We start from the raw sequence: 24,865 nt of genomic DNA on the forward strand, positions 1-24,865 counted from the left end.
CCGGTGCCGATCAGCCTTCCGCCAGCAGTGCCGTCCGGATCTTCTGCTTCAACACCTTGCCGGCGTCGTTCTTGGGCAGGAACGGCCACAGCACCACCTGCTCCGGTATCTTGAAGCGCGCCACGCCCCGCTGTTCCAGGAAGGTGCGCAGGCTGGCGACATCAGGTCCCGGCTCAACACCCGGCACGATGACGGCGCAGGCCCGTTCCCCGGTCCTGGCATCGGGCAGGCCGACGATGGCGATTTCCCGGATCAGCGGGTGGTCGGCCAACAGATCCTCGATCTCCTTAGGCGAGATATTCTCGCCATTGCGGATGATGATGTCCTTGGCGCGGCCGGTGATGACCAGATAATCGCGGTCCACGCGGCGGGCCAGATCGCCCGTGCGGAAATAGCCGTCGGCGTCGAAGCTCGCCTCCTCATCCACGGCATGATGATAACCCACCAGCATCTGCGGACCCTTGGCGCGGATTTCCCCCTCGCCGTCGGTCACGACGCCGGTCGCATCGACCAGCCGGATATCGGCGATGCCGACCTTGCCGTCCGTGTCGGCCGCATGGTCCAGGTCACGGCGCGACGGGGCACCGACCGTGGTCACCGGCACCTCGGTGGAACCATAGACGCGGCTGACCGCCGTCATTGGAAAACTGTCCGCCGCCGCCCGGATCAGCGACGGCGAAACGGAGGCGCCGCCGCAGATGAAGACCTTCAGGTCGGGAAGCCGCGCGCCCACACGGCATGCTGAGGCCAGCAGCTGTTCCAGAAACGGGGTGGCGCCGGCCATATGGGTGCAGGTTTCCGCCTGCATCAGGCCCAACGCCATATCCGCATCCCACTTGTCCATCAGCACGGCGCGCGAGCCAAGCAGCAGCGGACATTCAAAGGCATAGATGGAACCGCCGATATGGCTGATCGGCGAGGGCACCAGGAACGTATCACCCGGTTCCACCCGCCAATGACGGCCGATCTGCCGGATCAGGGCATGAATGGAATTATGGCTGTGCATCACACCCTTCGGCCGGCCGGTCGTGCCCGACGTGTACATGATCATCCGCACCGCATCGGGGTCCAGCGCCGGCAGGGGCGCGGCGTCCTGGGCGAACAGCGTGTCATATTCCGTGTGCGGCCCGGCATCGCCGCGCAGCACGGCGACGGTGGGGGGATTGTCCAGACCGGACGCCACGCGCGACAGCATGGCGGCATAATCGAAATCCCGGAACTGGGCGGGGATGAAGATGATCCGGCTGTCCACATCCTTCAGGATGAAGGACAGGTCGCTGTCGCGCAGCGACGGCAGCAGCGGATGCGCCACCATGCCGGCCATGGTGGCGCCCATATAGATCTCCGCCGCCTCGTGCCAGTTGGGCAGCATGAAGGACACCACGCTGCCAACCGCGCACCGGGCCAGCAGCGTGGCCGCCAGCCGCGACGCGCGGTCATGCAGGGTGCGTGCGTCCAGGCGCACGTCGCCATCCACCATCAGCACCCGGCCAGGCGTCTCGACGGCCGCGCGGTTCAGCGCATCGACGCTGGTCTCCCGGCTCCACCAGCCGGCTTCATAGGCTGCCGCCGCACGCGCCCCGTCCCATCGGACGGAACGGCCGGCGATCAGTCTGCGTTCGCTGCTGGGCGGGCTCATTCCTGGCATTTCCTTCGCTCGCGGCCTTTTCCGGCCTGTTCAATTTGTCCAGACCCCTTGGAAATAGCCCTAAACAGGTGTGCGCCGCAAGCTGTCGATTGATCATTAATGCATTGTTTTTATTAGATAAAATAAGCCTGTCGCCTGCGATCAAGATTATGTCGTGGCCGCACCCGCTCCCCCCTTCTACTGCTGTAGCGGTGACAAAAGGCTTACAAGTCAAAACGGAATCCAGAAAATGGACTTCAGGTGGGATGCGGAACAGCAGGCGTTTCGACAAAGGATCCGGGATTTCCTGACCCGGCATCTGCCCGATGACTGGGAACAGATGGCCCATGGCCCCGGCTCCCCCGCCCAGACCGCCTTTTCCAGGCAATTCTGCGCAGCATTGGCGGCCGACGGCCTGCTGGTGCCGCACTGGCCGGAACGCTGGGGCGGGCGCGACGCCGACCCCTGGTCCGCCTTCATCCTGGCCGAAGAGATGTGGGCGGCGGGAGAGCCTCGCGGCGGGCAGTACATGAATGTCAACTGGATCGGCCCGACGCTGATGCGCTTCGGCAGCCCGGAACAACAGGAACGCTATATCCCGCTCATGGCGCGGGGCGAGACGCTGTGGTGCCAGGGTTTCTCCGAACCGGAAGCCGGATCGGACCTGGCCTCGCTGCGCACCCGCGCGGAACGGGATGGCGATGAGTATCTGATCAATGGCCAGAAGATCTGGACATCCTATGCCGGCGAGGCGGAGACCTGCTTCCTGCTGGCCCGTACTGCCCCTGGCAAGGGCGGCATCTCCATCTTCCTGGTGCCGATGGACACGTCCGGCATCATCGTCCGCCAGATCCCCAGCGTCATTGGCGAAGGCGATATCCATGAGGTGTTCTTCGATGGTGTGCGCGTGCCGGCCAGCGCCATGCTGGGAGGTGAAGGCCAGGCCTGGTCGATCATCGGAGCGGCCTTGTCGCTGGAACGCGTGGGCATTCCCCGCTTCGCCCTGGCCGACCGCATGCTGGGCCGGGCCGTCGCACGGTTGAAGCGGAACGGTGGTTTCACGGGCGGGATCGTCACCCAGGCGGCCCGTGCCAAGGCCGCCTGTGATACGTCCCGGCTGTACAGCTATTCGATTATCGATCAGCGCCGCCATGGCATCCAGGCGGGACCGGAGGCCAGTGCCGCGCGCTATGCCACCGTCCTGGCCGAACGGGCCGTGTCGGAATTCGTCGTTGAACATTGCCCCGACGCGCTGGCCGATGGCGACCCGATGCTGCTGGCCCACCATCAGCGCGGGATCGTGGCCGGCATCGCATCCGGTGCCGCGGAGATCCAGTTGAACCTGATCGCCACCGACCTTCTGCAATTGCCCAGGGAGCCGCGCTGATGGATTTCCGGCTCAATGACGATCAGCGCACCCTGGCCACGGCCCTGGACGGGCTGGCCGGTGCCTATCAGGACAAGCCCATCGATTTCCACGGCTTCGCCCTGACCAGCGCGGCACTGGACGATGATCTGGCGGAAGCGGAATTCTTCGACATCGCCGCCTTCCCGGACCTGGGCCCCGTCGCAGCCGTACTGGCGGTGGAGCGGCTGTCCCGCCTGCCCTTTGCGGCGGAAACGGCCTTGTCCATGCTGGTCCGTCCGCATCTGCGCGGCGGCACCCTGCCCCGCCCCTTCGCCCTTGTGGAAGATGGCAGGCCCGGCCGCTTCGTGGCCCAGGCCCGCACCCTGCTGATCCGCAACGGGGAGGATTGGGGCATCGCCCATCCGGCACCGTCGGATGTGGTGCCGGTGGACAGCATCTACGCCTACCCGCTGGGCCGGGTGACCGGCGCCCTGGCCATCTCCCCCCTGACGGATGAGGAGGTGGTGCTGGTGCAGCGCTGCCTGCGCATTGCCATCGCGGCGGAAGCGGCTGGCCTGATCCAGGCCGCCCTCGACAGCACCGTCACCCACCTGACCGACCGCAAGCAGTTCGGCCGGCCGCTGGGCAGTTTCCAGGCGCTGCGCCATCGCATGGCGGAATGCGCCGTGCTGGCGGGCGGGGTGCGCTGGCTGGCGTTGCGGGCAGCCAGCACGGGAGATGAGGGGGATGCGGCCCTGGCCGCCTTCCATGCCCAGGATTGCGGGGCGCGGATCGCCTATGACCTGCACCAGATGCTGGGCGCCATGGGCATGACGCTGGAACATCCGCTGCATCTCTGGACCTACCGGCTGAAATACCTGCTGTCGGTGCTGGGCGGACGCGAAGCCGCTTCAGGCACCATCGCCGCCCATTGCTTCGACAGGAGCGACGCATGACACAGGAACAATCCCCCCTGCTGATCGACGTTGCCGAGGGCGTGGCGCTGTTGACCATGAACCGGCCGGCGCGCGGCAATGCGCTGTCGCCCGACCTGCTGCTGGCCCTGGAAGCGGCCTGGCAGCGGGTGGAGGTCGATGGCGACATCCGCGTGGCCATCATCACCGGTACCGGTGAGCGGCATTTCTGCACCGGCGCCGACGTTTCGGCGCTGAAGGTCGGGATGGGCGGGTTGCAGAACCAGCCCTATGCCGTCGCCAACCGCTTCTCCCCCCGCATGGTGCGGGTGTCCAAGCCGGTGATCTGCGCCGTGAACGGCTTGACCAATGGCGGCGGGCTGCATTTCGTGGCCGACAGCGACATCGTGGTGGCCAGCGCCCAGGCGCAGTTCATGGACAGCCATGTTTCCGTGGGCCAGGTCTCCGCGCTTGAATCCGTGGGCATCGCCCGGCGGGCCGGCATCGGTGCGGCCCTTCTGATGGGGCTGGCCGGCCGATCCTATCGGATGTCGGCGGAGCGGGCCTTCACCTTGGGCATGGTCGATCTGCTGGAATCCGACGCAGCGGCAACACTGGAGCGGGCAAAGGAACTGGCGGGCACCATCGCCGCCAATTCACCCCAGGCCCTGGCATTGACCAAGCGCGCCATCTGGGCCTCCACCGAACTGACGGAACCGGCTGCCGCCGAATTCGGCTGGGAATTGCTGAAGTCGCAATGGAGCCACCCGGACTTCGCCGAAGGGCCGCAGGCCTTTGCAGAGAAGCGCGCACCCCGCTGGAACCCCGACCCCAACGCCCGCCGGTGATCCCCATGCCCCCCGATGCCCTGTACCCCTCCAACCCGGTTGCCAGCCCGTCCGCTTGGCGGCATGATGACGCCAACCGGCCGGAGAGCCTGCAAGCGCGAGGGAGGTCGATGGATATCCGGCATATCGAGGGTGAGGGCAGCAGCCGTGCCGACGCACGCGCCGCCGATCCCAATTTCGACGTTCTGAATTCCCAGGCCCTGCGGTTCCTGCCGGAACTGGTGCGGGAGCTGGGCGGCGATCCGGCGGACCTGTTCCGTAAGGCCCGGATCAGCCCGCTGGTCATGGAACGTCGCGGTTCCACCATCGCCTACCGGTCCTTCGTGCAGTTGCTGGAACTGGCGGCCGCGGAACTTAAATGCCCGGATTTCGGCATGCGGCTGGCCTGCCTGCAGGACGGGCACAAGGTCATGGGGCCCATCGGCATCGTCATGAAGAATTCCACGACGGTCGGTCAGGCCCTGGGCTATTGCGCCAAGCATATCCACGCCTATTGCTTGGCCACCCGCGTGCGGTTCGAGCCGGACCGCCGTCAGCACATCCTGTTCATCCGCCTGGAAATCCTGCTGGACAACCTGCCCCAGCGCGCCCAGGCCGTGGAACATGCCATGCTGCTGGCCCACCGCAACCTGATCGGCATTTCCGGCGGCATGGCCGCCGCCCGGCTGGTGCGTTTCCAGCACGAGGCCCTGTCCACGCCCCAGAAATACCGGGACTATTTCGGCTGCGACGTGCGGTTCGAACAGGCGACCGACGGCGTGCAGGTGACGGAGGATGATCTGCTGTGCCCGATCCGCGAGGCGGACGAACAGATCTACGACATGGCCACCTCCTATATCGACAGCCATTTCCCCCATGCCACGCCGCCGACCCACGCCCTGGTGCGCGAGATGATCCGCCGGCATCTGGCCAGCGAGAATTGCCGCAACGAATATATCGCCGCCGAACTCTGCATGCATGCCCGCACGTTGCAGCGCCGGCTGAAGACCGAGGGCACGACGTTCGAGGATCTGAAGGACGAGGTGCGGCGGGAAATGGCCCTGCACTATATCCTGAACAGCGAGTTGCCCCTGACCCATATCGCGGAGAAGCTGGGTTATGCCGACACGTCGGTGCTGACGCGGAGCTGCAATCGCTGGTTCGGCACTTCACCGCACCTGCTGCGCCAACAGGGAAGAGGGTGCGTGGCGACGCATTGAGACTGTCGGGTTTCATCTGAAGCACTACCCCACTCGCCTTCCCGGCGACGGCCGGGACCCAGGGTCCAAATGCCCGACCTTTCGGTTGCTTCGATCAAGGCAGCTTAGAGGTTTGAGGCTGTGCCCCCTGGGCCCCGGCCTTCGCCGGGGAGGCGATAAACGGGAAATGCCGGTACATCTCAACAATCCCCCTCTCCTGTCGCGCGGTGTCGACCCTTCGTCTTCCAATGTGAATGCGCCCCCTTCCCGCCTTGGCTATGATCCTGGGAGATAAACGATAACCAAGCGGGTAACGCATCATGGAGCCTGTCGAGCGGTATCATCCCGCCCAGGAGCAACGGGCGGTGGCCATGGCCATGGGAGACGCCCTGACAGCATTGCTGCCCTTGTCGCGGCTGCATGCGGCCGAGCATGAGGGAACGGAGACCTGGACCGCGTTCGGCGATCTGGGCCTGTTCGGCATCACCCTGCCCGAGGAACAGGGGGGCAGCGGTCTGGGGGCGGTTGAAGAGGCGCTGATCGCTCTGGAACTGGGAAGGCGGCTGGCCTCTCCCGCCGTGCTGGCCACCATGGGGGCCAACCATGCCGTGGGGTACAAGGTGGCGGGAAAGTTGGCCGCCGCCTGGCGCGGCACAGGACGCACCATTTTCGTTGATGCACCAGGGGTGAGCGGTCTTCTGGTGCGCGATGAGGATGGGGCCTTCATCACGGCGGCCCCGGCGCACAGCGCCCTGCTGGACGGACATCACTGGCTGGCCCAGGTGCGGAAGGCGGGCGGCGACCAGCAGGTCGTCGCCCGCTTCGATCAGGCCGGCCTGCTGCGCCTGCGCCTGAACGATGCCGCCGCCCTGGCCGGCATGGCGCAACTGGCCACCGACATGGCCGTCGACTATGCCAAGCTGCGCGTGCAGTTCGGCCGCGCCATCGGCAGCTTCCAGGCCGTGAAGCATCATTGCGCCGACATGGCTGTCGCGGCACGCGCCGCCTGCGATCTGGTGGGGTTCGCCGCCGTGGCCCTGGATGACGGCCGCGACGATGTCGCCTTCCAGGTGGAAAGCGCGCTGCTGATGGCCGCGACGGCAGCCCTGGACAATGCCGGGCTGAACATCCAGATCCATGGCGGCATCGGCTTCAGCGAGGAAGCCGACCCGCATCTGGTGCTGAAGCGGGTCCGCCTGCTGCTGGCCATCAATGGCGGGGCGGAGGCGGCCAACCGGCGCCTGGCGGCCCTGCCGCCGAATACTTGAGGGAAGTGAAGCACCATGGTGCAGGTCGCGGTGATCACAGGCGCAGGCAGCGGCATCGGTCTGGCCTGCGCCCATAAACTGGCCGAAGCCGGTATGGCCATCGTTGGCGTGGGCCGCGATGCGGACAAGCTGCAGGCACTGGAGACGGCGCTGGGCCCCGACCGCGTCGCCACCCTGGCCGTGGACCTGACCGGGGACGACGCGCCCCGGCGCGTGGTGGCACTGGCCGTGGAGCGCTGGGGCCATATCGATTTCCTGGTCAACAATGCCGGCATCGGCCGGCCCAAGCCGCTGCACGAGACCGACGACGCGACCCTGGACCATTTCCTGGACATCATGCTGCGCGCCCCCTTCCGCCTGACGCGGGAGGTGCTGCCGCACATGGGGCCGGGGTCGGCGATCATCAACATCACCTCCACCTATGCCGTGATCGGCGGGTTGCGCGGCGGCGCCTATTCCGCCGCCAAGGCCGGGTTGACGGGGCTGACCCAGCATCTGGCCTGCGAGTACGGAGCCAAGGGCATCCGCGCCAATGCCGTGGCGCCGGGCGTGGTGGAAACCCCGATGACCGCCGGCCGGATGGAGGATGAGGGTTTCCGGCGCATGAACCAGGAGATGACGCCCCATACCCGCCTGGGACATGTGGACGATATCGCCAGCACCGTCGCCTTCCTCTGCTCCCCCGGCGGCAGCTTCATCAATGGCCAGACCATCGTGGTCGATGGTGGCTGGACATCGACCAAGTACCTGTCCGAACGCGCCCGCCGGGTGCAGTGGGTCGAACCCGACGCCTGATGGGCCTCTGACAGCACCCGCTTTCCCTGCTCCGACGGTCCAGGCCGCCGGAAACGCCCTTTCTTTGCCCCCGGAGAGAAATGAAATCGAAGCTGCGAGACAGCGACCTGCTGCGCGAGGCCTGCCTGATCGGTGGAAGCTGGATCGGCAAAGGCTCCATCCCGGTCCATGATCCGGCCAATGGCGACCTGCTGGCCCATATGCCGGCCTGTGACGCGCATGACGTGCAGGCCGCCATCGCTGCGGCCGAGGGAGCCCTTCCCGCCTGGCGGGCCCGCACGGCCGCCGACCGGGGCCGCATCCTGCGCCGCTGGTTCGATCTGGTGACGGCAGCACAGGACGATCTGGCCCTGATCCTGACCAGCGAACAGGGCAAGCCCCTGGCCGAGGCACGCGGTGAGATCGCCTATGCCGCCGCCTATATCGAGTGGTTCGCGGAGGAGGCCAAACGCGTCTATGGTGAGGTGATCCCCAGCCATCGCCGCGACGCCCGCATCGTCGTGCTGCGCCAGCCGGTGGGCGTGGTGGCCGCCATCACGCCCTGGAACTTCCCCGCCGCCATGGTGACGCGCAAGGTGGCCCCCGCACTCGCCGCCGGCTGCACACTGGTGCTGAAGCCGGCCAGCCAGACGCCGCTGACAGCCCTGGCACTGGGCGTTCTGGCCGAACGGGCGGGCATGCCGCCGGGCGTGTTCAACATCGTCACCGGGGCCGCCCGGACCGTGGGCGGGGAACTCACCTCCAGCCCCGTGGTCGCCAAGCTGAGCTTCACCGGATCGACCGAGGTCGGACGGACTCTGGCGGCGCAATGCGCGCCGACCATGAAGAAACTGTCCATGGAACTGGGTGGCAACGCGCCCTTCATTGTGTTCGATGATGCCGACCTGGATGCCGCAGTCACCGGCGCCATTGCGTCCAAGTTCCGCAATAGCGGCCAGACCTGCGTCTGCGTGAACCGTTTCCTGGTCCAGCGCCCGATCGCCGACAGGTTCGCCGACAAGCTGGCCGTCGCCGTGGCGGCACTGAAAGTCGGTGACGGCCGACGGGAGGGCACGGCGCAGGGCCCGCTGATCGACGCCAATGCCGTGGTGAAGGTCGAGCAGCATATCGCCGACGCCCTGTCCAAGGGGGCCACCCTGGTGGCCGGCGGCAGGCGCCACGCCCTGGGCGGCGGCTTCTTCGAGCCCACGATCCTGACCGGCTGTACCACCACCATGGATGTGGCGGGTGAGGAGACGTTCGGGCCGCTGGCCGCCCTGTTCCCCTTCGACACCGAAGCCGATTCCATCCGAATGGCCAACGATACGGAGGTCGGTCTGGCCGGCTATTTCTTCACCCGCGACCATGCCCGCATCTGGCGGGTGGCCGAGGCGCTGGAGGTCGGCATGGTCGGCATCAATACCGGCCTGATCTCCACCGAGGTCGCCCCCTTCGGCGGCATCAAGCAGTCCGGCATGGGCCGCGAAGGCTCCCGTCACGGGATCGAGGATTATACAGAGCTGAAATATCTCTGCATGGCCGGGCTTGGGGAGGCGTCATGACACCATCGTTGCTGTTCGAAAGGACGGGCGCCGTCGCCCACCTGACGCTCAACCGGCCAGCCGTGGGCAACGCCATCGACGTGCCCCTGGCCCGCGCCCTGATGGAAGCGGCGATCCGCTGTGACGAGGATGATGCCATCCGCTGCGTCACGCTGCGCGGGGCGGGCCGCTTCTTCTGCGTCGGGGGTGACGTGGCGGGGTTTGCCGGCGCTGGCGATGCGCTGCCGGGCCTGCTGAAGGAACTGACCGCCTATGTCCATATGGCCGTCAGCCGCTTCGCCCGCATGCCAAAGCCGCTGGTCACCATCGTCAACGGGGCCGCCGCCGGGGCGGGTTTCAGCCTGTCGCTGCTGGGCGATATCGTGCTGGCGGCATCATCGGCCAAGTTCACCCCGGCCTATGGCGGGGTCGGCCTGTCGCCCGATGGCGGGCTGACCTGGGTCCTGCCGCGCCTGGTCGGGCTGCGTCAGGCGCAGCGCATCGTGCTGATGAACCAGACATTAGATGCCGGTGAGGCCGAAAAGCTCGGTCTGATCACCCGCGTGCTGCCCGATACGGAGCTGGAGGCGGAAGCCGCCGTCACCGTGGCCCGGCTGGTCGCCGGGGCCACGGGCGCCATGGGCCGGTCGCGCGTGCTGCTGCGCGACAGTTTTGACACCAGCCTGGAACGCCATCTGGAGGCGGAATCCCGCGCCATTGCCGATGCCGCCAAAACGGCGGAGGCCAAGGAAGGCATCGCGGCGTTCCTGGCCAAACGCAAGCCGGCATTTCATGCCGTAGAGGGAGACAATCATGGCTGAGGCCTATATCGCGGCCGCCTTGCGCACGCCCGGCGGGCGCCGGGGCGGCCGGCTTTCCGGCTGGCATCCGGCCGATCTGGGCGGCTTCGCGCTGGCCAATCTGGTGAAACGGGTCGGCATCGACCCGGCGGCCGTGGACGACGTCATCTTCGGCTGCGTCAGCCAGGTGGGGGAGCAGAGCTTCCATATCGGGCGCAATGCCGTGCTGGCCGGCGGCCTGCCCGTGTCGGTCCCGGCCGTGTCCATCGACCGGCAATGCGGATCATCGCAGCAGGCCATCCATTTCGCGGCCCAGGCCGTGATGTCGGGCACCCAGGACATGGTGATCGCGGCCGGTGTGGAAAGCATGACCCGCGTACCGATGGGATCGCCCACAAGGCTGGCGGAAGAAGCCGGGCTGGGCAGCCCCTGGAGCCCTGCCATCCGCAACCGGTTCGGCGTGGACGGGTTCAGCCAGTTCACCGGCGCCCAGATGATCGCCGACAAATACGGCCTGAGCCGCGAGGCCATGGACCGGTTCGCGCTGGCCAGCCACCAAAAGGCGGCGGCCGCCATCGCCGCCGGTGCCTTCGCCGATGAGCTGCTGCCCGTGCCCATCGCGGGCGGGCTGCATGAGCGGGACGAGGGCGTGCGCGCGGACGCCAATTATGAGGCCCTGTCCGGCCTGAAGACCCTGACGCCCACCGGCACCCTGACGGCCGGCAATGCCAGCCAGATGTGCGACGGGGCCGCCGCCGTGCTGGTGGTCGGCGCCCAGGCGCTGAAGGATCATAACCTGACCCCGCTGGCCCGCATCCACACCATGACAGTCGTGGCCGGCGACCCGGTGATCATGCTGGAGGAACCGATCCCCGGCACGGCCCGGGCGCTGAAGCGGGCCGGCCTGTCCATCGGCGATATCGACCTGTTCGAGATCAACGAGGCCTTTGCCTCAGTCGTGCTGGCCTGGCAGCAGGCAACAGGCGCCGACCCTGCCCGCGTCAACGCCCATGGCGGCGGCATCGCGCTGGGCCACCCGCTGGGCGCCACGGGCGCCAAGCTGATGACCACCCTGGTCCACAGCCTGCGCGCCCGCAAGGCCCGCTACGGCCTGCAGGCCATGTGCGAGGGCGGCGGCATCGCCAATGTCACCATCGTGGAGGCCCTTTGATCATGACCCTGCGCACACGCTTCACCGAAGCCTTCGGCATCGACGTGCCGATCATGCAGGGCGGCATGCAATGGGTCGGCCGGGCCGAACTGGCCGCCGCCGTCTCCAATGCCGGCGGGCTGGGCGTGCTGACCGCCCTGACCCAGCCCACGCCCGATGCCCTGGCCGATGAGATCGCCCGCTGCCGGACGCTGACCGACAAGCCGTTCGGCGTGAACCTGACCATCCTGCCCACCGTCACCCCCCCACCCTATGCGGCCTATCGCGAGGCGATCATCGCCGGCGGCGTCACGGTGGTGGAGACGGCGGGCCACAAGCCGCAGGAGCATGTGGAGCATTTCAAGGCCAATGGCGTGAAGGTGATCCACAAATGCACCGCCGCTCGGCATGCTGTGTCGGCGCAGCGCATGGGCGTGGATGCCATCTCCATCGACGGGTTTGAATGCGCCGGCCATCCGGGAGAGGATGATGTGCCCGGCCTGGTACTGATCCCCGCCACGGCCGACAAGGTCACCATCCCGATGATCGCCAGCGGCGGTTTCGGCGATGGGCGCGGGCTGGTGGCCGCATTGGCGCTGGGGGCCGACGGGATCAACATGGGCACCCGCTTCTGCGCCACACAGGAGGCACCGCTGCATGAGGCGGTGAAGCAGTTCCTGGTCGCCAATGACGAGCGCGCCACCAACCTGATCTTCCGCAACCTGAAGAATACCGGCCGCGTGGCCAAGAACAGCGTGTCGGACGAGGTGGTGGCAAGGTTGTCCAGGCCCGGCGCCACCTTCCCCGACGTCGCCGATCTGGTGCGCGGTGCCAAGGGCCGGCAGGCGCTGGAGACGGGCGATCTGGATGCCGGCCTGATCTGGGCCGGACAGGTCCAGGGCCTGATCCACGACATCCCCACCTGCAATGAGCTGATCACCCGCATCGTGGGTGATGCCATCGCCATCATCCGGGGGCGGCTGGCCGCCTTCGCCCAAACCTGACATCGGAGCTTCTCATGCAGATCAACGGACTGGCCGCCATCGTGTCGGGCGGCGCCTCCGGCCTGGGTGCGGCAACCGCCGCCATGCTGGTGCGCAACGGGGCCAAGGTCACCCTGTTCGACCTGAATGCCGACGCCGGCGAGCAGGCGGCATCCGCCATCGGCGCCCATTTCATCAAGGTCGATGTGACCGATGACGCCCAGGTGGCAGCCGCCGTGCTGGCGGCAGAGGAACGCAATGGCGTGGCCCGCATCCTGGTCAATTGCGCCGGCATCGCGCCCCCGGCCAAGACCGTGGGGCGCGAGCACCAGCCGCACGCGCTGGACCTGTTCCGCAAGGTCATCGATATCAACCTGATCGGCAGCTTCAATGTACTGTCCAAGGTCGCCGCCCGCCTGGCGGGTGCCGATCCGGTGGGGGAGGAGCGCGGGGTGCTGATCAATACCGCCAGTGTCGCAGCCTTCGACGGACAGATCGGCCAGGCGGCCTATGCGGCGTCAAAGGCGGGCATTGCCGGCCTGACCCTGCCGGTGGCCCGCGACCTGTCGCCGCTGGGCATCCGCGTCATGACCATCGCACCCGGCATCTTCCTGACACCGATGCTGCTGGGCCTGCCGCAGGCCGCACAGGACAGCCTGGGCAAGCAGGTCCCCTTCCCGTCGCGCCTGGGCCGGCCCGAGGAATATGCCCAGTTGGTGGAAAGCATCATCGGGAACCCGATGCTGAATGGCGAGGTCATCCGCCTGGACGGCGCCATCCGCATGCCGCCGCGGTGATGGTTGAAACGACAAGGGCCCGTCCGGTGGCATGCCGGACGGGCCCCTTTCTGTTGCAACCCTCAGCGTGGCCCCTTGGGCAGCCCCAGCACCCGCTCCCCAATGATGTTGCGCTGGATCTCCGCCGTGCCGCCGGCGATGGTTTCGGAGAAGGCGTCCAGATACGCATGGGCATAGCCATGGTCGCCCAGCACCTGCGGCGCTTCCAGCCCGTAAAGGTCGATGGCCGCCGCCGTCACCTGCTGTGAAAATTCTGCGAAGCCGACGCGGACCATCGACCCGCTGGCATCCGGCACGCTTTCGGCACTGTCCAGCGCCAGGCGATAGGCCATGGCCCGGATCGCCGCTCCCTGCGCCCGCAGCCTGGCCAGCCGCGCCCGCATCACCGCCCGGCTGGGCGGGCAATCGGCCAGCAGCTTTTCCACCGTCAGGGTCAGGCCGATCAGCAGGGCCAGGCTGGCCGTCCCCCGCTCGAACGCCAGGGTCGACATGGCCGTGGCCCAGCCATTGTCGATGCCGCCCACGACATTGGCGAGCGGGATGCGGACATCATCATAGAAGACTTCGCAATATTTGCCGGCCCCGGCCATGGTGCGGATGGGCCGCACCGTAATGCCGGCCATGTCCATGGGGCAGATGACCCAGGTCAGCCCGTCCGATGGCCGGGGGCCGCTGCCGGTACGGACAAGCAGTTCCTGGAAATCGGCAATATCGGCGAAGCTGGTCCATATCTTCTGACCATTGACGACCAGATGCTCGCCCTCGATCCGCGCCCTGGCCTTGATACCCGCCAGATCGGACCCGGCACCGGGTTCGGAGAAGCCCTGGCACCAGATCACCTGCCCGTTCAGGATGGCGGGCAGGTGCCGCGCCTTCTGTTCCGGCGTGCCGCAGGCCATCAGGGTCGGCCCGGCATGGTTCAGGCCGACGAAGGTGGCGTCCAGCGGGCTGGGCGCCCCGGCCCTTGCATATTCCTCGAACCAGATGATCTGTTCCAGCACGCTGGCCCCGCGCCCACCCAGCGCCTGGGGCCAGGAGATGCCCGCCCAGCCGCCCTCTGCCTGCCGCCTCTGCCAGGCCAGCACGAAGGCGCGTTGTTCCGGCCCTTCCAGCGGGGCCGGTTCCGTGGGCACATTGGCGGCCAGCCAGGTGCGGGCCGCCAGCCTGAAGTCGGAAATGGATGCGTTCACGGCCTATCCTGCCAGTATGCGTTCCCCAGGCGCCCGTGCCTGCCGGCCGGGCGATCATTACTTTTCACCTTGATAAAATATCGGGGGCGCCTTGCCCTGTCTGCGGTGCGGGACGACAAGCTCTCAACACTTGACGACAGGGCTCAGGCGCAGGGCGTCAGAAGCTGTAGGAGACGCCGACACCGATCTGGCGTCCTGCCGGAAAAGACAGGCTGTTGCCGCGCACATTGGGCACGGTGTTGGTGCTGTAGACGCTGTCGGTCAGGTTGGTGGCCCAGAGCGAATAGGTGAAGCGCCCATCCGCATCGGTCCAGGACAGGCGGCTGTTCACCACCTCGTACCCGTCCTCCCGGGTCAGGTTGCCGGGCTGCCAGAAGAATCCTGGATTGTAGAAGCCGCTGATCGTGCCCGTCAGGTCACCACCGGCCACGGGGGCCGTATAGGTCAGGCCCAGATTGGCCGTCCATTTCGGCGCCTTGGCCACGCGGCTGCCCGACGCGTCATAGGGCACGACCACCCGCCCCACGATGGGACCGGTGGCGCCGGGAATGGGCACGGTCACCTGGGCGGAGGTGAAATCGTCATACTTGGCCGTGGGCATCCAGTTCAGGCCGGCATTGACGGACAGGTTGTCGCTGAGCCTGCCGGCGGCACTGAATTCCAGGCCCCGCATCTGCGCCTTGGCGGCGTTGGTCAGCTTCAGCACCAGGGCGCCGGACACGGTGGCGTAGGACTGAACCTGGATATCCTTGTAATCATAGTTATAGGCGGCGGCGGTGAAGGTGATGCCGTGCAGTCGCGCCTTGGCGCCAATTTCAACCGCGCTGATCTTTTCCGGATCGACGGGGATGCCCACCTTGCTATAGGCGTCGAACACCCCGCTCTTGAAGCCATTGCTCCAGGACGCATAGACATTGGCGTCGCGCGACAGGTCATAGCGGGCGATGGCGCGGAAGGTCGGGCTTTCCCAGGTGTCCTTCACCGCCCTGGTCACCAGGGCGCCGGATGCCACCTTGATGTCCTGATAGTCGAACTTCTTGGTTTCCGACGTGTAGCGGGCACCGCCGGTCAGATGCAGCCGGTCGGTGACATTCCAGGTCAGATCACCGAACCCGGCATAGGATGTGGTGCGTACCCGGCTGGTGAAGCTGGTGAAGGGCGCGCCATTGGGGGCGTCAGCCCCGACCACCACCGTCCAATAGGGGTTGCCGGCATCGCTGTCATAGAAGAAGCCGCCCACCATCCAGGTGACCGTCGCGTCACCGGGGCCGGACAGGTTGATCTCCTGGCTGAAATTCTTCTGGTACTGGCCCAGCATCAGGGCGTTGACCGGATTGCTGGTGCGGTCCAGGTCGGACTGGTACTCGCCATCCAGCTTGCGCCAGGCGGTGATCGACCGCACGGTCAGCGCGTCGGACGGGTCCCAGGTCGCATCCAGGCTGAACCCATGCCCCTCCACCAGGGCCTTGGGCTGGGTGGAGCCGGCATATTGGAACGGCTGGCTGGGAATGGCGCCGGTGCCGGGGAACGGGTTCACGCCGGCCGGCGGCGACACGGTGAAGACGCTGTCATTCTGCGACCGGGTGGCGTCGGCGGTCAGGGTCGCGGTGAAATTATCCACCGGCTTGAACAGCAGCTTGCCGCGCAGGACGTAATTGTCAGGCGCGCCATAGGTGCGGCCCGCATTGGGGCCGATGCCCTTGATAGGGCCGTCGCCCTTGCGATATGTCGCCGACAGCGAGCCCGCCACCGTCTCGGAGAACGGACCGGTGACATAGGCGCCCAGCGCCCATTGATCGTAATCGAAACCGTAATCGACGCTGACCTTCGCCTTGGTGGTGAAGGACGGCTTGCGGGTGACGATGCGGATGGCGCCGCCGGTGGCGTTGCGGCCGAACAGCGTGCCCTGCGGCCCTTTCAGGATTTCCACCTGCTCGATATCCGCCAGATCGAAGAAGCCGGCCAGCGGCGTACCGATATAGACATCATCCAGATAGATCGAAACATTGCTCTCATCGCCCGGTGCCGTGCCCTGGGATGACACGCCACGGATCACCGGCACGAAGCCCAGGCCGTTATTGACGGTGATCACGCCGGGCGAGGCCTGCTGCAGCTCCAGGGTGGAGGTGATGCCCGCCGCCGTCAGTTCATCCGCCGTCACGGCCGCCACCGACATGGGCACGTCCAGCAACCGCTCCTGGCGCTTCTGCGCCGTCACCACGATCTCTTCCAACTGATCGGTCTGGGCCGCAGCCTGCGGCACCATGATGGCAGTGCCGGCCAGCAGGCCCATGGCAACGGCAGCCGGGATGGCGCGCCGCCGTGCCGCACGGTGGATAGTCATTCTTCCTCCCTGTTCCGGCCGGGGATCGGGCCCCGGTCCTTTGTCATTCTTGCCCAGCCCTCGCGAGAGGCGCACAGGTCATTGATATTTCTGGAATTCACGCACGGGTCAGGCTCGCCTGACGGCGCCGAACCCTGTATTCTTCAGGACAAGGCAGCCGCCCGCATCATCTCTCTACATGTGTTGTTCAAGAGGGCTGCAAGCGACTTTCCTGTTAATTTGTATGGACGATTTTTTCCATCCAATCGACTACAAGTCAATATCGTTTTTGCCGATATCTTGCGATTTCCAGAACATTCATCCGTACAACAATTCCACACAAACTACCCTCAAAGCAGCCGGGGCGATCCCGCGCCGATATAGCGGGCCAGATTGCGGTGGAAATTGGTGATCTTGCGTTCCTGGTGCGGGTTGGGCAGCGTGCCGCGGAAGCCGCGCGAATGCATGCCCTGCTGTACCGCCGCCATGTTGGAGAAATCCTGGGCCAGCACCAGGCCCCATTTCTCCTCATTCGCCTCGGCATAGACCCATTCGGTCTTCGGCTCCTGGCCTTCGGGAAACCGCTCAATGGCATAGGATTCAAAGATGCACTTGTCCGGATCGGCGCCATAGGGCCGGACACGGTAGCAGAGCGCGAAGGTCACCCCCTGCAGGATGGCCATATTGGGGAAGATGTTCCAGGCCAGCCCGGCCTTGGCCATCTGGTCGGGCGTGATGGTGGGCCATTCCACGCCGCGCGCGGCATCGTCGGCCCTGGCCGATGCCAGCCAATGGCGCACCACCTCGTCCGGGGCCGTGCCCTCCGGCAATTCATCCACCAGCCGCTTGGCGGCGTTCACCAGCGTTTCGGTCGTGCTGGCGAAATTCACCGTCGTGTAGATCTCATTCTGCAACAGATAAGTGGAGATGCGGGCATCCTTGCCCTTGCCGGCGCGGGTGATGGTGCCGGACTGTTTCATCTTCAGCGCCGCGTCACGCTCGTCGAAGCCGCTGACCCCGTGCAGGCCATGGGCGGCGCTGTAGGCGTAATATTGGCCATATTTCAGCAGTTGCGTATGGGTGCCGGCCACATGGTAGGGCTCCATGAAGGCTTCCAGGGCAGTCTTCCAGTTGCAGTCGAACACCACCCATTGTCGCCATTTATAACGCATCTTCTCGAATTCGAACGGGTCCAGGAAACCGGCCGCAGGTTCCAGATAGTCGCGCAAAGGGCCGGCGTCGGGGTCCATGTTAATGAAAATCCAGCCCCCCCAGGTGTCGACCTTCACCTCCGACAGGCTGGTGCGCTCCGCGTTCAGCTTGCCTTTCCAGTCCTGTTCGTCCAGCACATGCACATTCTGCCCCTCCATGTCGAAGGCCCAGCCATGGAAGCCGCAGACGAAGCGCCGGCGCTTGCCACAGGCCTGATTGGCACCACACGGCGTGTCCACCAGCCGCCGGCCGCGATGGGGGCAGACATTGTGATAGGCCTTAATCCGGTCCTCTTCGGTACGGACGATCAGGATGCTGTCGGCACCGACCTCATAGGTGATGTAATTGCCGATCTCGGGGATTTCCTCCACCCGGCCGGCATGCTGCCAGACCTTGGGCCAGAGGCGGTCGGCCTCCGCCCTTGCATAGGCCGGGGAAATGAAGGCCTCGACGGGATAGGTCAGCGGTTCCGACAGATCATCGACGCTGATGCCCATAGGTTGATCCATGATTTCCTCCCCTTAGGCTGGTTGTTGTTCAGATATAAAGCGCCACCATCTGCCGGCCGGTCGCCAATGGTTGGCCTGTGGCGTCGAAGACCCGCATCACCTGTTGGGAATAGCCGTCGGCCGCGCTTTCACAGACCGATGACAGAAGATGCCAGCCGTCCATTGCGTTCGGAGGGTGATGCAGGTCGATGGACCAGCTCATGGTGCTGACCGGTGCCGGTGCCGTAAACGATGCCATCGCCGCACAGGGCAAGGCATCGGCCAGCGCCAGCAATGCCGCCACCGGATCACCCTCTGGCGGATCGCGGAACCGGGTCCAGACGGTGAAGCCCGGTTCCCGCCCCGGCTCGAACAACCGGCTTCCCGCCGCATGCCGATATTCGAACCGCGACAGGAAGCCGGTAACGGCTTCTGCGTCTTGTGAAAGGGCGGACAGGCATCGGGCGGCGGCACGTCCAGGGCCGGGGCCGCCGCATGCGCGATCCGGCTTTCGCGGCTGGCACCAAAGATCAGGCTGGCCGTGACGGCCACGCCCTCCCCCGCCCGGCATTCCACCGCCACCATGGCGGATGACCGCCCGTGCCGCAGCAGGCGGGGGGTGAAGTGCAATTCCCCCACCGCCGGCCCGGCGAAGGTGAATTGCGCCGACCGCAGCGAGGGCAGGTCCGAATGCGTCCGCATCGCTGCCGCGTGGCACAAGGCGGCGGCGATGCCGCCGAACAGGGTGCGGCCCTGCGCCCAGGCATCAGACGTGGGGAAGCGATAGGCGTCCCCCGCCCGCTCCATGGTTGCCAAGGCCGCACCCAGGGACATCATGGTCGCCCCCCTCAACCGGCCGTGCGGCTGGGCAGTTCGACGATGGCCACACCCGACGCTGACAATTCGCCGCGATGGGTTTCGGCGCGCTGCGCGATCTCCACCAGATGCCGGCCAGCCTCCACGAATTTACGGGTGACGGTGCCGCCGATGATCACCACGTCGCCGTCGGGATTGTGGCGGCGGATCTGGCACTTGCTCTTGCGCAGGAAGCCGTCATCGCCCATCCAGTTGGTGATATGGTGGGTCAGCCAGGAACAGCGCTCGGGGCCGTAATCATAGGCGCCGGGCGCCCCCACATCCAGGGCGAAGGCTTCGTCCCAATGCACCCGCTCCGGACAATCGGGCACGTTGAAACGGTTGCGGATGCCCAGGCCCGGATGTTTCTTCTGCATCTGATAGGCCAGCTTGTTGGCCCGGATATAGAGCCCGCCCCAACCTTGGGCGTAGCAGATGAAGCCGGTGACCGTCATCGGCCCCTTCATCATGCGGGGCAGATCCTCGCCTTCCCGCACATCCTCCCAATAGCGGGGCACGGCGCCGCGCACCTGTTCCTCATCATACAGTTTGTAGAATGACGCCAATTGTTCGTCGGTGAAGGGCTCCACCCGGCCCCGCGCCTCGGTATATTTCGTGCCACGCTCGCGGGCCTCATCCCGGTCGGTGCGGAAGACCCAGCTGTCGCATTCCGCGACCAGGTCGCCCTGCTGGTTATGGAAATCGACATGATAGATCTGCTGGAACGACCTTCCGGCGAAGCGCGTCTGATGCTCAACCAGATCCTTCAGATAGGGGCTGGTGGTGATGGTGTCACCGCACAGCACCGGCTTGTGCCAGGTCCAGTCGGCGCCCGCCCACATGGCATGCACGCCCGACAGGCCGCCGCAATAGCCGGACACGATGCGGCTGGTGGTGAACAGGTAGCTGGGCAGCGCCACGACGCGCCCGAATTTCGTTCCCGCCGCATAGGCGGGATCGGTCCAGAGCGGATTGTCGTCGCCGATGCCATGGGCATAATGGCGGATGCCGTCGCGCGTCGCCTCGTAATTCCAGGGCTCCACCGTATCGGTGATGGGCACGCCGATGCGCCTGCGCAGATCGTCCAGCCCGGCTTCCGTGATCTTGGGGAAACGGCTGGCCGGTGTGATGGCGTTCATTCAAATCTCTCCTGTTTGGTATCTTGCTCAGGTGCTGGCCAGGGCCGCTTCGCGATCGCGCAGGATCTTGCGGTTGACCTTGCCGGCCGGTGTCTTGGGCAGTTCGCTGACAACCTCGAACTGGCGGGGGAATTCGTGCTGGCTCAGCCGTTCGCGGGTGAAGGCCTTCAACTCGTCGAACAAGGCGTCGCTGGCGGGACGGTCGGACACGATGCAGGCCTTGACCACCTGCCCGCGCGTGGCATCGGGCACGCCGATGACGGCAGCTTCCTTGACATTGGGATGCTTCAGCAGGGTGGCTTCGATCTCCACCGCGCTCATCGTCCAGCCGGCGGAGATGATGACGTCGTCGGCTCTTCCGGCATGGTAGAAATAGCCGTCCGCATCGATGCGGGCCAAATCCTTGGTCGTCTCCCACCGGTCGCGGCGCCAGAGCATCAGCTCGCCCACCACGCCGGGAGCCGCCGGCCTGCCCTCACCATCCTGCACCTGCAACCGCAGGCCGGGGATGGGCTTGCCCAGCGAACCGGGCTTCACGACATAATCCGTGGCCCCCGGATAATTGACCAGGACCACGCCGATCTCCGTCGTCCCATACATGGAACAGGCGGGCACGCCGAAGGTCTGGTCGATGAAATCCAGGGTCGTGGGGTCGATCGGCTCCCCCGTGAAGGACAGTTTCCGCATTGAAAAACGGAACTCCCCTGCCCGCCCGGAATTCATCATCATCCGGTAGTGGGTGGCCGCCGCCGACATGTTGGTGATGGCGTAATCCTGCAGTGCCTTCATCAGGCGCACGGGATCGAACCGGCCGGCGAAGGTGCCCGTCGTGACGCCCAGCGCCAGCGGCGCCAGCGTCCCGTGCCAAAGACCATGGCCCCAGGCCGGCGATGACGGGCAGAAGAACTGGTCCCCCGGCCGGATACCCGTGCCATACAGCGCCGCGAACATCAGCGTCACCAGGGCGCGGTGGGTATGTTTCACCGCCTCCGGCAGCTCGCGGGTCGTGCCGGAGGTATATTGGAACACGGCCAGATCATCGGCCCGCGTCTTGATCTCGAACCGGTCGGGAAAGCGTGCAATGTCGGCCAGCAAGGCATCGTCGGCCACGATCACCCGCGGCCCCGCCACCTGTCCCGCGATTTCCGCCTTTTCGGCATTGGTGATCAGCAGGGTGGGCTTGCAATCATCGACCCGCAGCCGCAGCCCGTCCAGCCCGAACAGGGTGAACAGCGGCACGCTGATCGCACCCATCATCATGGCGCCGAACAGGCAGACATAGAAGGGCAGCGACGGTTCCAGCATGAAGGCGATGCGGTCGCCCGGCCGCACGTCCTTTTCCACCAGCCAATGGGCGAAGCGTGCCGACCCGGCGGCGATCTGGTCAAAGGACAGCGCTTCGTCCCGTCCATCGGCATGGGCGATGCGGACAGCAATGCGACCGGAGCCGTCAGAATACCGGACAATGCATTCCTGCGCGATGTTCAGACGGTCCCGGTCACCATCGAACAGCGCCCACAAAGCCGCCGATCCCGCATGGCTTTGCGCATCGGCGAAAGAGGTGTAGTCTGTGAGCTTAAACATTGATCCACCGAGATTTTCTGAATTTCGTCCATCCTGGCGGGCCGCACATCGGGGCCGTCGCCGGTGGTGGGTGGATTTGTGGCACGATCAATTGTCGTTGTGAATATAGAATGTTGTTGTCTATATTGAACACGCAAAATTTATCCGGACAAGACGTGATTCATACCCGTCAGGAGGAAGCGATGCGCATGACCGGCAGCCAGAAACGCCCGGCAACACCCGACCGGGAACTGGCCAAGGCGGTGAAGGAGAGCAAGGCCCCGGCCATCGCGCGGGCCGCCGCCGTGCTGCGCCTGCTGGGCAAGAGCGACACGCCCTTGGGCGTGCATGCCATCGCCCGCGAACTGGGGCTGGTGCCCAGCACCTGCCTTTACGTATTGCGGGCCCTGGTGGCGGAGGAGTTCGTGTCCTACGACCCAGACACCAAGCGTTACGCGCTGGAGGCCGGGGTGCTGACCCTGGCGCGGCACTGGCTGCGGCGCAACCAGTTCACCGACCTGGCGCAGCCGCAGCTGGACCGGCTGGCCCGCGATTTCGACACTACGGTGCTGGGCGTGCATGTCGTGGGGCTGGACCATATGATCGTGGTCAACGTGTCCCAGAGCGGCCAGAATTTCCGCCTGAGCGCCCAGGTCGGCAGCCGGTTCCCGGCCCTGATCTCTGCCACCGGCCGCTGCGTCGCCGCCTTTGGCGGACACCCGGCGGCCGAGCTGGAGGCGCGTTTTCACACCTTGCGCTGGGACGAGCCACCCGGCTTCGATGAATGGCAGGCACAAGTGGAAGCCGCCCGCCGCCAGGGCTTCGCCATGGATGACGGGCAGTACATATCCGGCGTTACCGTGGTCGCCGCCCCCGTCTGGAAGGCACGCGGCCCGATGAGCCATGCCATCGTCGCCATCGGCATCGGCAGCGCCCTGCGCCGCACGGGCCTGCCGGCGCTGCAGCAGGCCCTGGTCGCGGCCGCCCGAACCCTGTCCAGCCAGTTGAGTGGGGAGGAGACCGGCTTCCAACTGTGATCTGTTACCGCAGGACCAGCCCCTCCAGCGTGCCGGCCTCCCGCCACTCCCGGACCATGGTCTGGAACGAGTCCCAGCCCAGGCCCCAGCCCCGGAACAGCGCCCAGTTCACCTTCGCCTCACCCTCATTGTTGAAATAGCTGGGCGGGCATTGCTGCTGGAAGATGCTGAGATCGATCTCCAGCTCACGGAAGCGCTGGATATAGGCGTCTTGCGCCGCCGCATCGGGTTCCACGCAGGTGGCACCGCGCTTCAGCGTCTCGGCGATGATATAGGCGATGTGGTGGCCTTGCTGGCCGAACTGCTCCGTCACCGACGCGTTCAGCCCGCCCTGGATATAGCCGATATAGAACTGGTTGGGGAACGCGTGCGTCATAGTGCCGTGCAGGGTCAGCGGCCCCTCGGCCCAATGATCATAGATCGACCGACCGTCGCGCCCCTCGACAATGGGGATGCCCCAGCGGCGCTTCAGGTCGCCACTGACCTCGAACCCGCTGGCGAAGATCAGGCAATCGACATCGTGATGCGTGCCGTTGGCGACGAAGCCGGTTTCGGTGATCCGCTCCACCCCGCGCGTGGCGGACACGTCGATCAGGGTGACATTGGGGCGGTTGAAGCTCGGGTAGTAATCGTCGCTGGACAGCGGCCGCTTGCACAGGAACCGGTAATAGGGTTTCAGCGCTTCGGCCGTCTCCGGATCCTGGACGATGCCGGCGACCCGGCGGCGCAGCCGTTCCATCACCCGGTGATCAACGATCTCCCGCCGTTCCATGAACTGTTCCGGCGTCAGCACCGGCCACCCCTCCTCCCCCAACTCCGTCGCCAGGGTGCGGGCGATCTCCGTCCAGATATCGCAGATCAGGTCGGGTTCGCCGGGCCCCAGTGCCTCCATGGCGGCGCGGTGGAAATTGGCCTGGCGCCGCTTCTGCCAGCCGGGCTCCAGGCCGGCGATCCAGTCGGGATCGGTGGCGGGATTGGGGCGTTCATCCACACTGGACGGCGTGCGCTGCACGACATGCAGGTGTTTGGCATGCCGGGCCAGATGCGGCACGGCCTGGATAGCGGTGGCGCCCGTGCCGATGATGGCCACCCGTTTGTCGGACAGCCGATCCAGCACGGGATTGCGATGGTCACCGCCGGTATAGGCGTAATCCCAGCGGGCGGTGTGGAAGATCCTGCCCTGGAAATCATCGATGCCGGGAATGCCCGGCAGCTTGGGCATGTTCATCACGCCGCAGGCCATGATCACGAACCGCGCCCTGATATCGTCGCCGCGATTGGTCGCCACCCGCCAGCGCCGTTCATCATCGTCCCAGCGCAGAGTGTCGATCAGCGTATGGAACAGGGCCTTGTCGGCAAAGCCGTAGCGCTGGGCAATCGACGCGCAATAGGCCTGGATTTCCGCCCCGTCGGCGAATTTCCGGGACGGAACGAAGCCCGTCTCCTCCAGCAGGGGCAGGTAGCAATAGGCGTCATTGTCGCATTGCACGCCGGGATAGCGGTTCCAGTACCAGACCCCGCCGAAACCGCCGGCCGTGTCGATATTGCGAAAGCTGGTGACACCCGCTTGGCTCAAATGATAGGCGGCCATGACCCCGCCCCAACCGGCGCCCACGATAACGACATCGACCTCCTCCGACACAGGTGGACGCGGGGTTGTGGGGATATGGGGGTCCGTAGCGAAGTTCCGCGCGGCACTGCCGGTCGGGCGCACATACTGCGTCTGGCCATCGGGCCGCAGGCGGCGTTCGCGTTCCTGCCGGTACTTTTCCCGCATCGCCGGAATGTCGATATCGTCGGGAAGCTCTGTGGGGTTGCAAGCCATCTTCT

The 24,865-nt window shown here is 66.1% G+C and carries 20 protein-coding genes and 1 pseudogene; 12 read left to right on the top strand and 9 right to left on the bottom strand.

Going from position 1 to position 24,865, the window contains the following annotated elements; genetic code table 11:
- Positions 1–10: 10 nt before the first annotated feature.
- Entirely contained in the window at positions 11–1,639 is a 1,629-nt protein-coding gene (locus AC1Q7F_RS06125; protein ID WP_492504851.1) for an AMP-binding protein, read from the bottom strand.
- Positions 1,640–1,877: 238 nt separating this feature from the next.
- On the opposite strand from AC1Q7F_RS06125, the gene AC1Q7F_RS06130 reads away from it, so the two are divergent.
- From AC1Q7F_RS06130 to AC1Q7F_RS06180, 11 genes are all read left to right on the top strand, one after another.
- A complete protein-coding gene (locus tag AC1Q7F_RS06130; protein ID WP_492504853.1) occupies positions 1,878–3,014 on the top strand; it encodes an acyl-CoA dehydrogenase family protein in 1,137 nt (378 codons plus the stop codon).
- Positions 3,014–3,931, top strand: coding sequence for an acyl-CoA dehydrogenase family protein (locus tag AC1Q7F_RS06135; protein ID WP_492504855.1), 918 nt, complete (start codon positions 3,014–3,016; stop codon positions 3,929–3,931). The genes AC1Q7F_RS06130 and AC1Q7F_RS06135 overlap by 1 nt, the downstream gene beginning before the upstream one ends.
- Positions 3,928–4,737, top strand: a complete 810-nt coding sequence (locus AC1Q7F_RS06140; RefSeq protein ID WP_492504857.1) for an enoyl-CoA hydratase/isomerase family protein — start codon at positions 3,928–3,930, stop codon at positions 4,735–4,737. The genes AC1Q7F_RS06135 and AC1Q7F_RS06140 overlap by 4 nt, the downstream gene beginning before the upstream one ends.
- Positions 4,738–4,847: 110 nt before the next feature.
- Positions 4,848–5,936, top strand: a complete 1,089-nt coding sequence (locus AC1Q7F_RS06145) for an AraC family transcriptional regulator (protein ID WP_492504859.1) — start codon at positions 4,848–4,850, stop codon at positions 5,934–5,936.
- Between the two features lie 299 nt (positions 5,937–6,235).
- Positions 6,236–7,183, top strand: a complete 948-nt coding sequence (locus tag AC1Q7F_RS06150) for an acyl-CoA dehydrogenase family protein (protein WP_492504861.1) — start codon at positions 6,236–6,238, stop codon at positions 7,181–7,183.
- 15 nt (positions 7,184–7,198) lie between these two features.
- Entirely contained in the window at positions 7,199–7,978 is a 780-nt protein-coding gene (locus AC1Q7F_RS06155) for an SDR family NAD(P)-dependent oxidoreductase (protein ID WP_492504863.1), read from the top strand.
- Positions 7,979–8,058: 80 nt separating this feature from the next.
- On the top strand, positions 8,059–9,519 hold the full coding sequence (locus AC1Q7F_RS06160; RefSeq protein WP_492504865.1) for an NAD-dependent succinate-semialdehyde dehydrogenase: 1,461 nt from the start codon (positions 8,059–8,061) through the stop codon (positions 9,517–9,519).
- A complete protein-coding gene (locus AC1Q7F_RS06165) occupies positions 9,516–10,319 on the top strand; it encodes an enoyl-CoA hydratase/isomerase family protein (protein WP_492504867.1) in 804 nt (267 codons plus the stop codon). The genes AC1Q7F_RS06160 and AC1Q7F_RS06165 overlap by 4 nt, the downstream gene beginning before the upstream one ends.
- The gene (locus AC1Q7F_RS06170; protein ID WP_492504869.1) at positions 10,312–11,469 is read left to right on the top strand and encodes an acetyl-CoA C-acetyltransferase; all 1,158 of its coding nucleotides are present in this window, start codon (positions 10,312–10,314) and stop codon (positions 11,467–11,469) included. Before AC1Q7F_RS06165 ends, AC1Q7F_RS06170 begins: the two co-directional genes overlap by 8 nt.
- Before the next feature lie 2 nt (positions 11,470–11,471).
- Positions 11,472–12,452, top strand: coding sequence for an NAD(P)H-dependent flavin oxidoreductase (locus AC1Q7F_RS06175; RefSeq protein ID WP_492504871.1), 981 nt, complete (start codon positions 11,472–11,474; stop codon positions 12,450–12,452).
- 14 nt (positions 12,453–12,466) lie between these two features.
- The gene (locus AC1Q7F_RS06180; protein ID WP_492504873.1) at positions 12,467–13,228 is read left to right on the top strand and encodes an SDR family NAD(P)-dependent oxidoreductase; all 762 of its coding nucleotides are present in this window, start codon (positions 12,467–12,469) and stop codon (positions 13,226–13,228) included.
- Positions 13,229–13,290: 62 nt separating this feature from the next.
- On the opposite strand, the gene AC1Q7F_RS06185 is transcribed toward AC1Q7F_RS06180, so the two are convergent.
- From AC1Q7F_RS06185 to AC1Q7F_RS06215, 7 genes and pseudogenes are all read right to left on the bottom strand, one after another.
- Complete coding sequence (locus AC1Q7F_RS06185; RefSeq protein ID WP_492504875.1) at positions 13,291–14,418, bottom strand: acyl-CoA dehydrogenase family protein; 1,128 nt, start codon at positions 14,416–14,418, stop codon at positions 13,291–13,293.
- 157 nt (positions 14,419–14,575) lie between these two features.
- The gene (locus AC1Q7F_RS06190) at positions 14,576–16,762 is read right to left on the bottom strand and encodes a TonB-dependent receptor (protein WP_492504877.1); all 2,187 of its coding nucleotides are present in this window, start codon (positions 16,760–16,762) and stop codon (positions 14,576–14,578) included.
- Between the two features lie 329 nt (positions 16,763–17,091).
- Positions 17,092–18,462 carry an aromatic ring-hydroxylating oxygenase subunit alpha gene (locus AC1Q7F_RS06195; RefSeq protein WP_492504879.1) on the bottom strand — a complete coding sequence of 457 codons (1,371 nt, stop codon included), beginning with the start codon at positions 18,460–18,462 and terminating at the stop codon, positions 17,092–17,094.
- 28 nt (positions 18,463–18,490) lie between these two features.
- Positions 18,491–19,012, bottom strand: coding sequence for an acyl-CoA thioesterase (locus AC1Q7F_RS06200; protein WP_492504906.1), 522 nt, complete (start codon positions 19,010–19,012; stop codon positions 18,491–18,493).
- Positions 18,976–19,278 (bottom strand): annotated as a pseudogene (locus tag AC1Q7F_RS06205) (acyl-CoA thioesterase domain-containing protein); the annotation flags it as partial. The gene AC1Q7F_RS06200 and the pseudogene AC1Q7F_RS06205, both read right to left, overlap by 37 nt.
- An 11-nt stretch (positions 19,279–19,289) precedes the next feature.
- The gene (locus tag AC1Q7F_RS06210; RefSeq protein ID WP_492504880.1) at positions 19,290–20,435 is read right to left on the bottom strand and encodes an FAS1-like dehydratase domain-containing protein; all 1,146 of its coding nucleotides are present in this window, start codon (positions 20,433–20,435) and stop codon (positions 19,290–19,292) included.
- 27 nt (positions 20,436–20,462) lie between these two features.
- On the bottom strand, positions 20,463–22,019 hold the full coding sequence (locus tag AC1Q7F_RS06215) for an acetate--CoA ligase (RefSeq protein ID WP_492504882.1): 1,557 nt from the start codon (positions 22,017–22,019) through the stop codon (positions 20,463–20,465).
- A 182-nt stretch (positions 22,020–22,201) separates the two neighbouring features.
- Here AC1Q7F_RS06215 and AC1Q7F_RS06220 point away from each other — a divergent pair, with 182 nt between their 5' ends.
- Positions 22,202–23,035 (top strand): IclR family transcriptional regulator, encoded by an 834-nt coding sequence (locus tag AC1Q7F_RS06220; RefSeq protein WP_492504884.1) that lies wholly within the window; start codon positions 22,202–22,204, stop codon positions 23,033–23,035.
- Between the two features lie 4 nt (positions 23,036–23,039).
- Here AC1Q7F_RS06220 and AC1Q7F_RS06225 read toward each other — a convergent pair whose 3' ends face one another.
- Entirely contained in the window at positions 23,040–24,860 is a 1,821-nt protein-coding gene (locus tag AC1Q7F_RS06225) for a flavin-containing monooxygenase (protein ID WP_492504886.1), read from the bottom strand.
- Between the last annotated feature and the right edge of the window lie 5 nt (positions 24,861–24,865).

The sequence above is a fragment of the Niveispirillum sp. GW835-FHT14G11 genome (genome assembly GCF_058793615.1).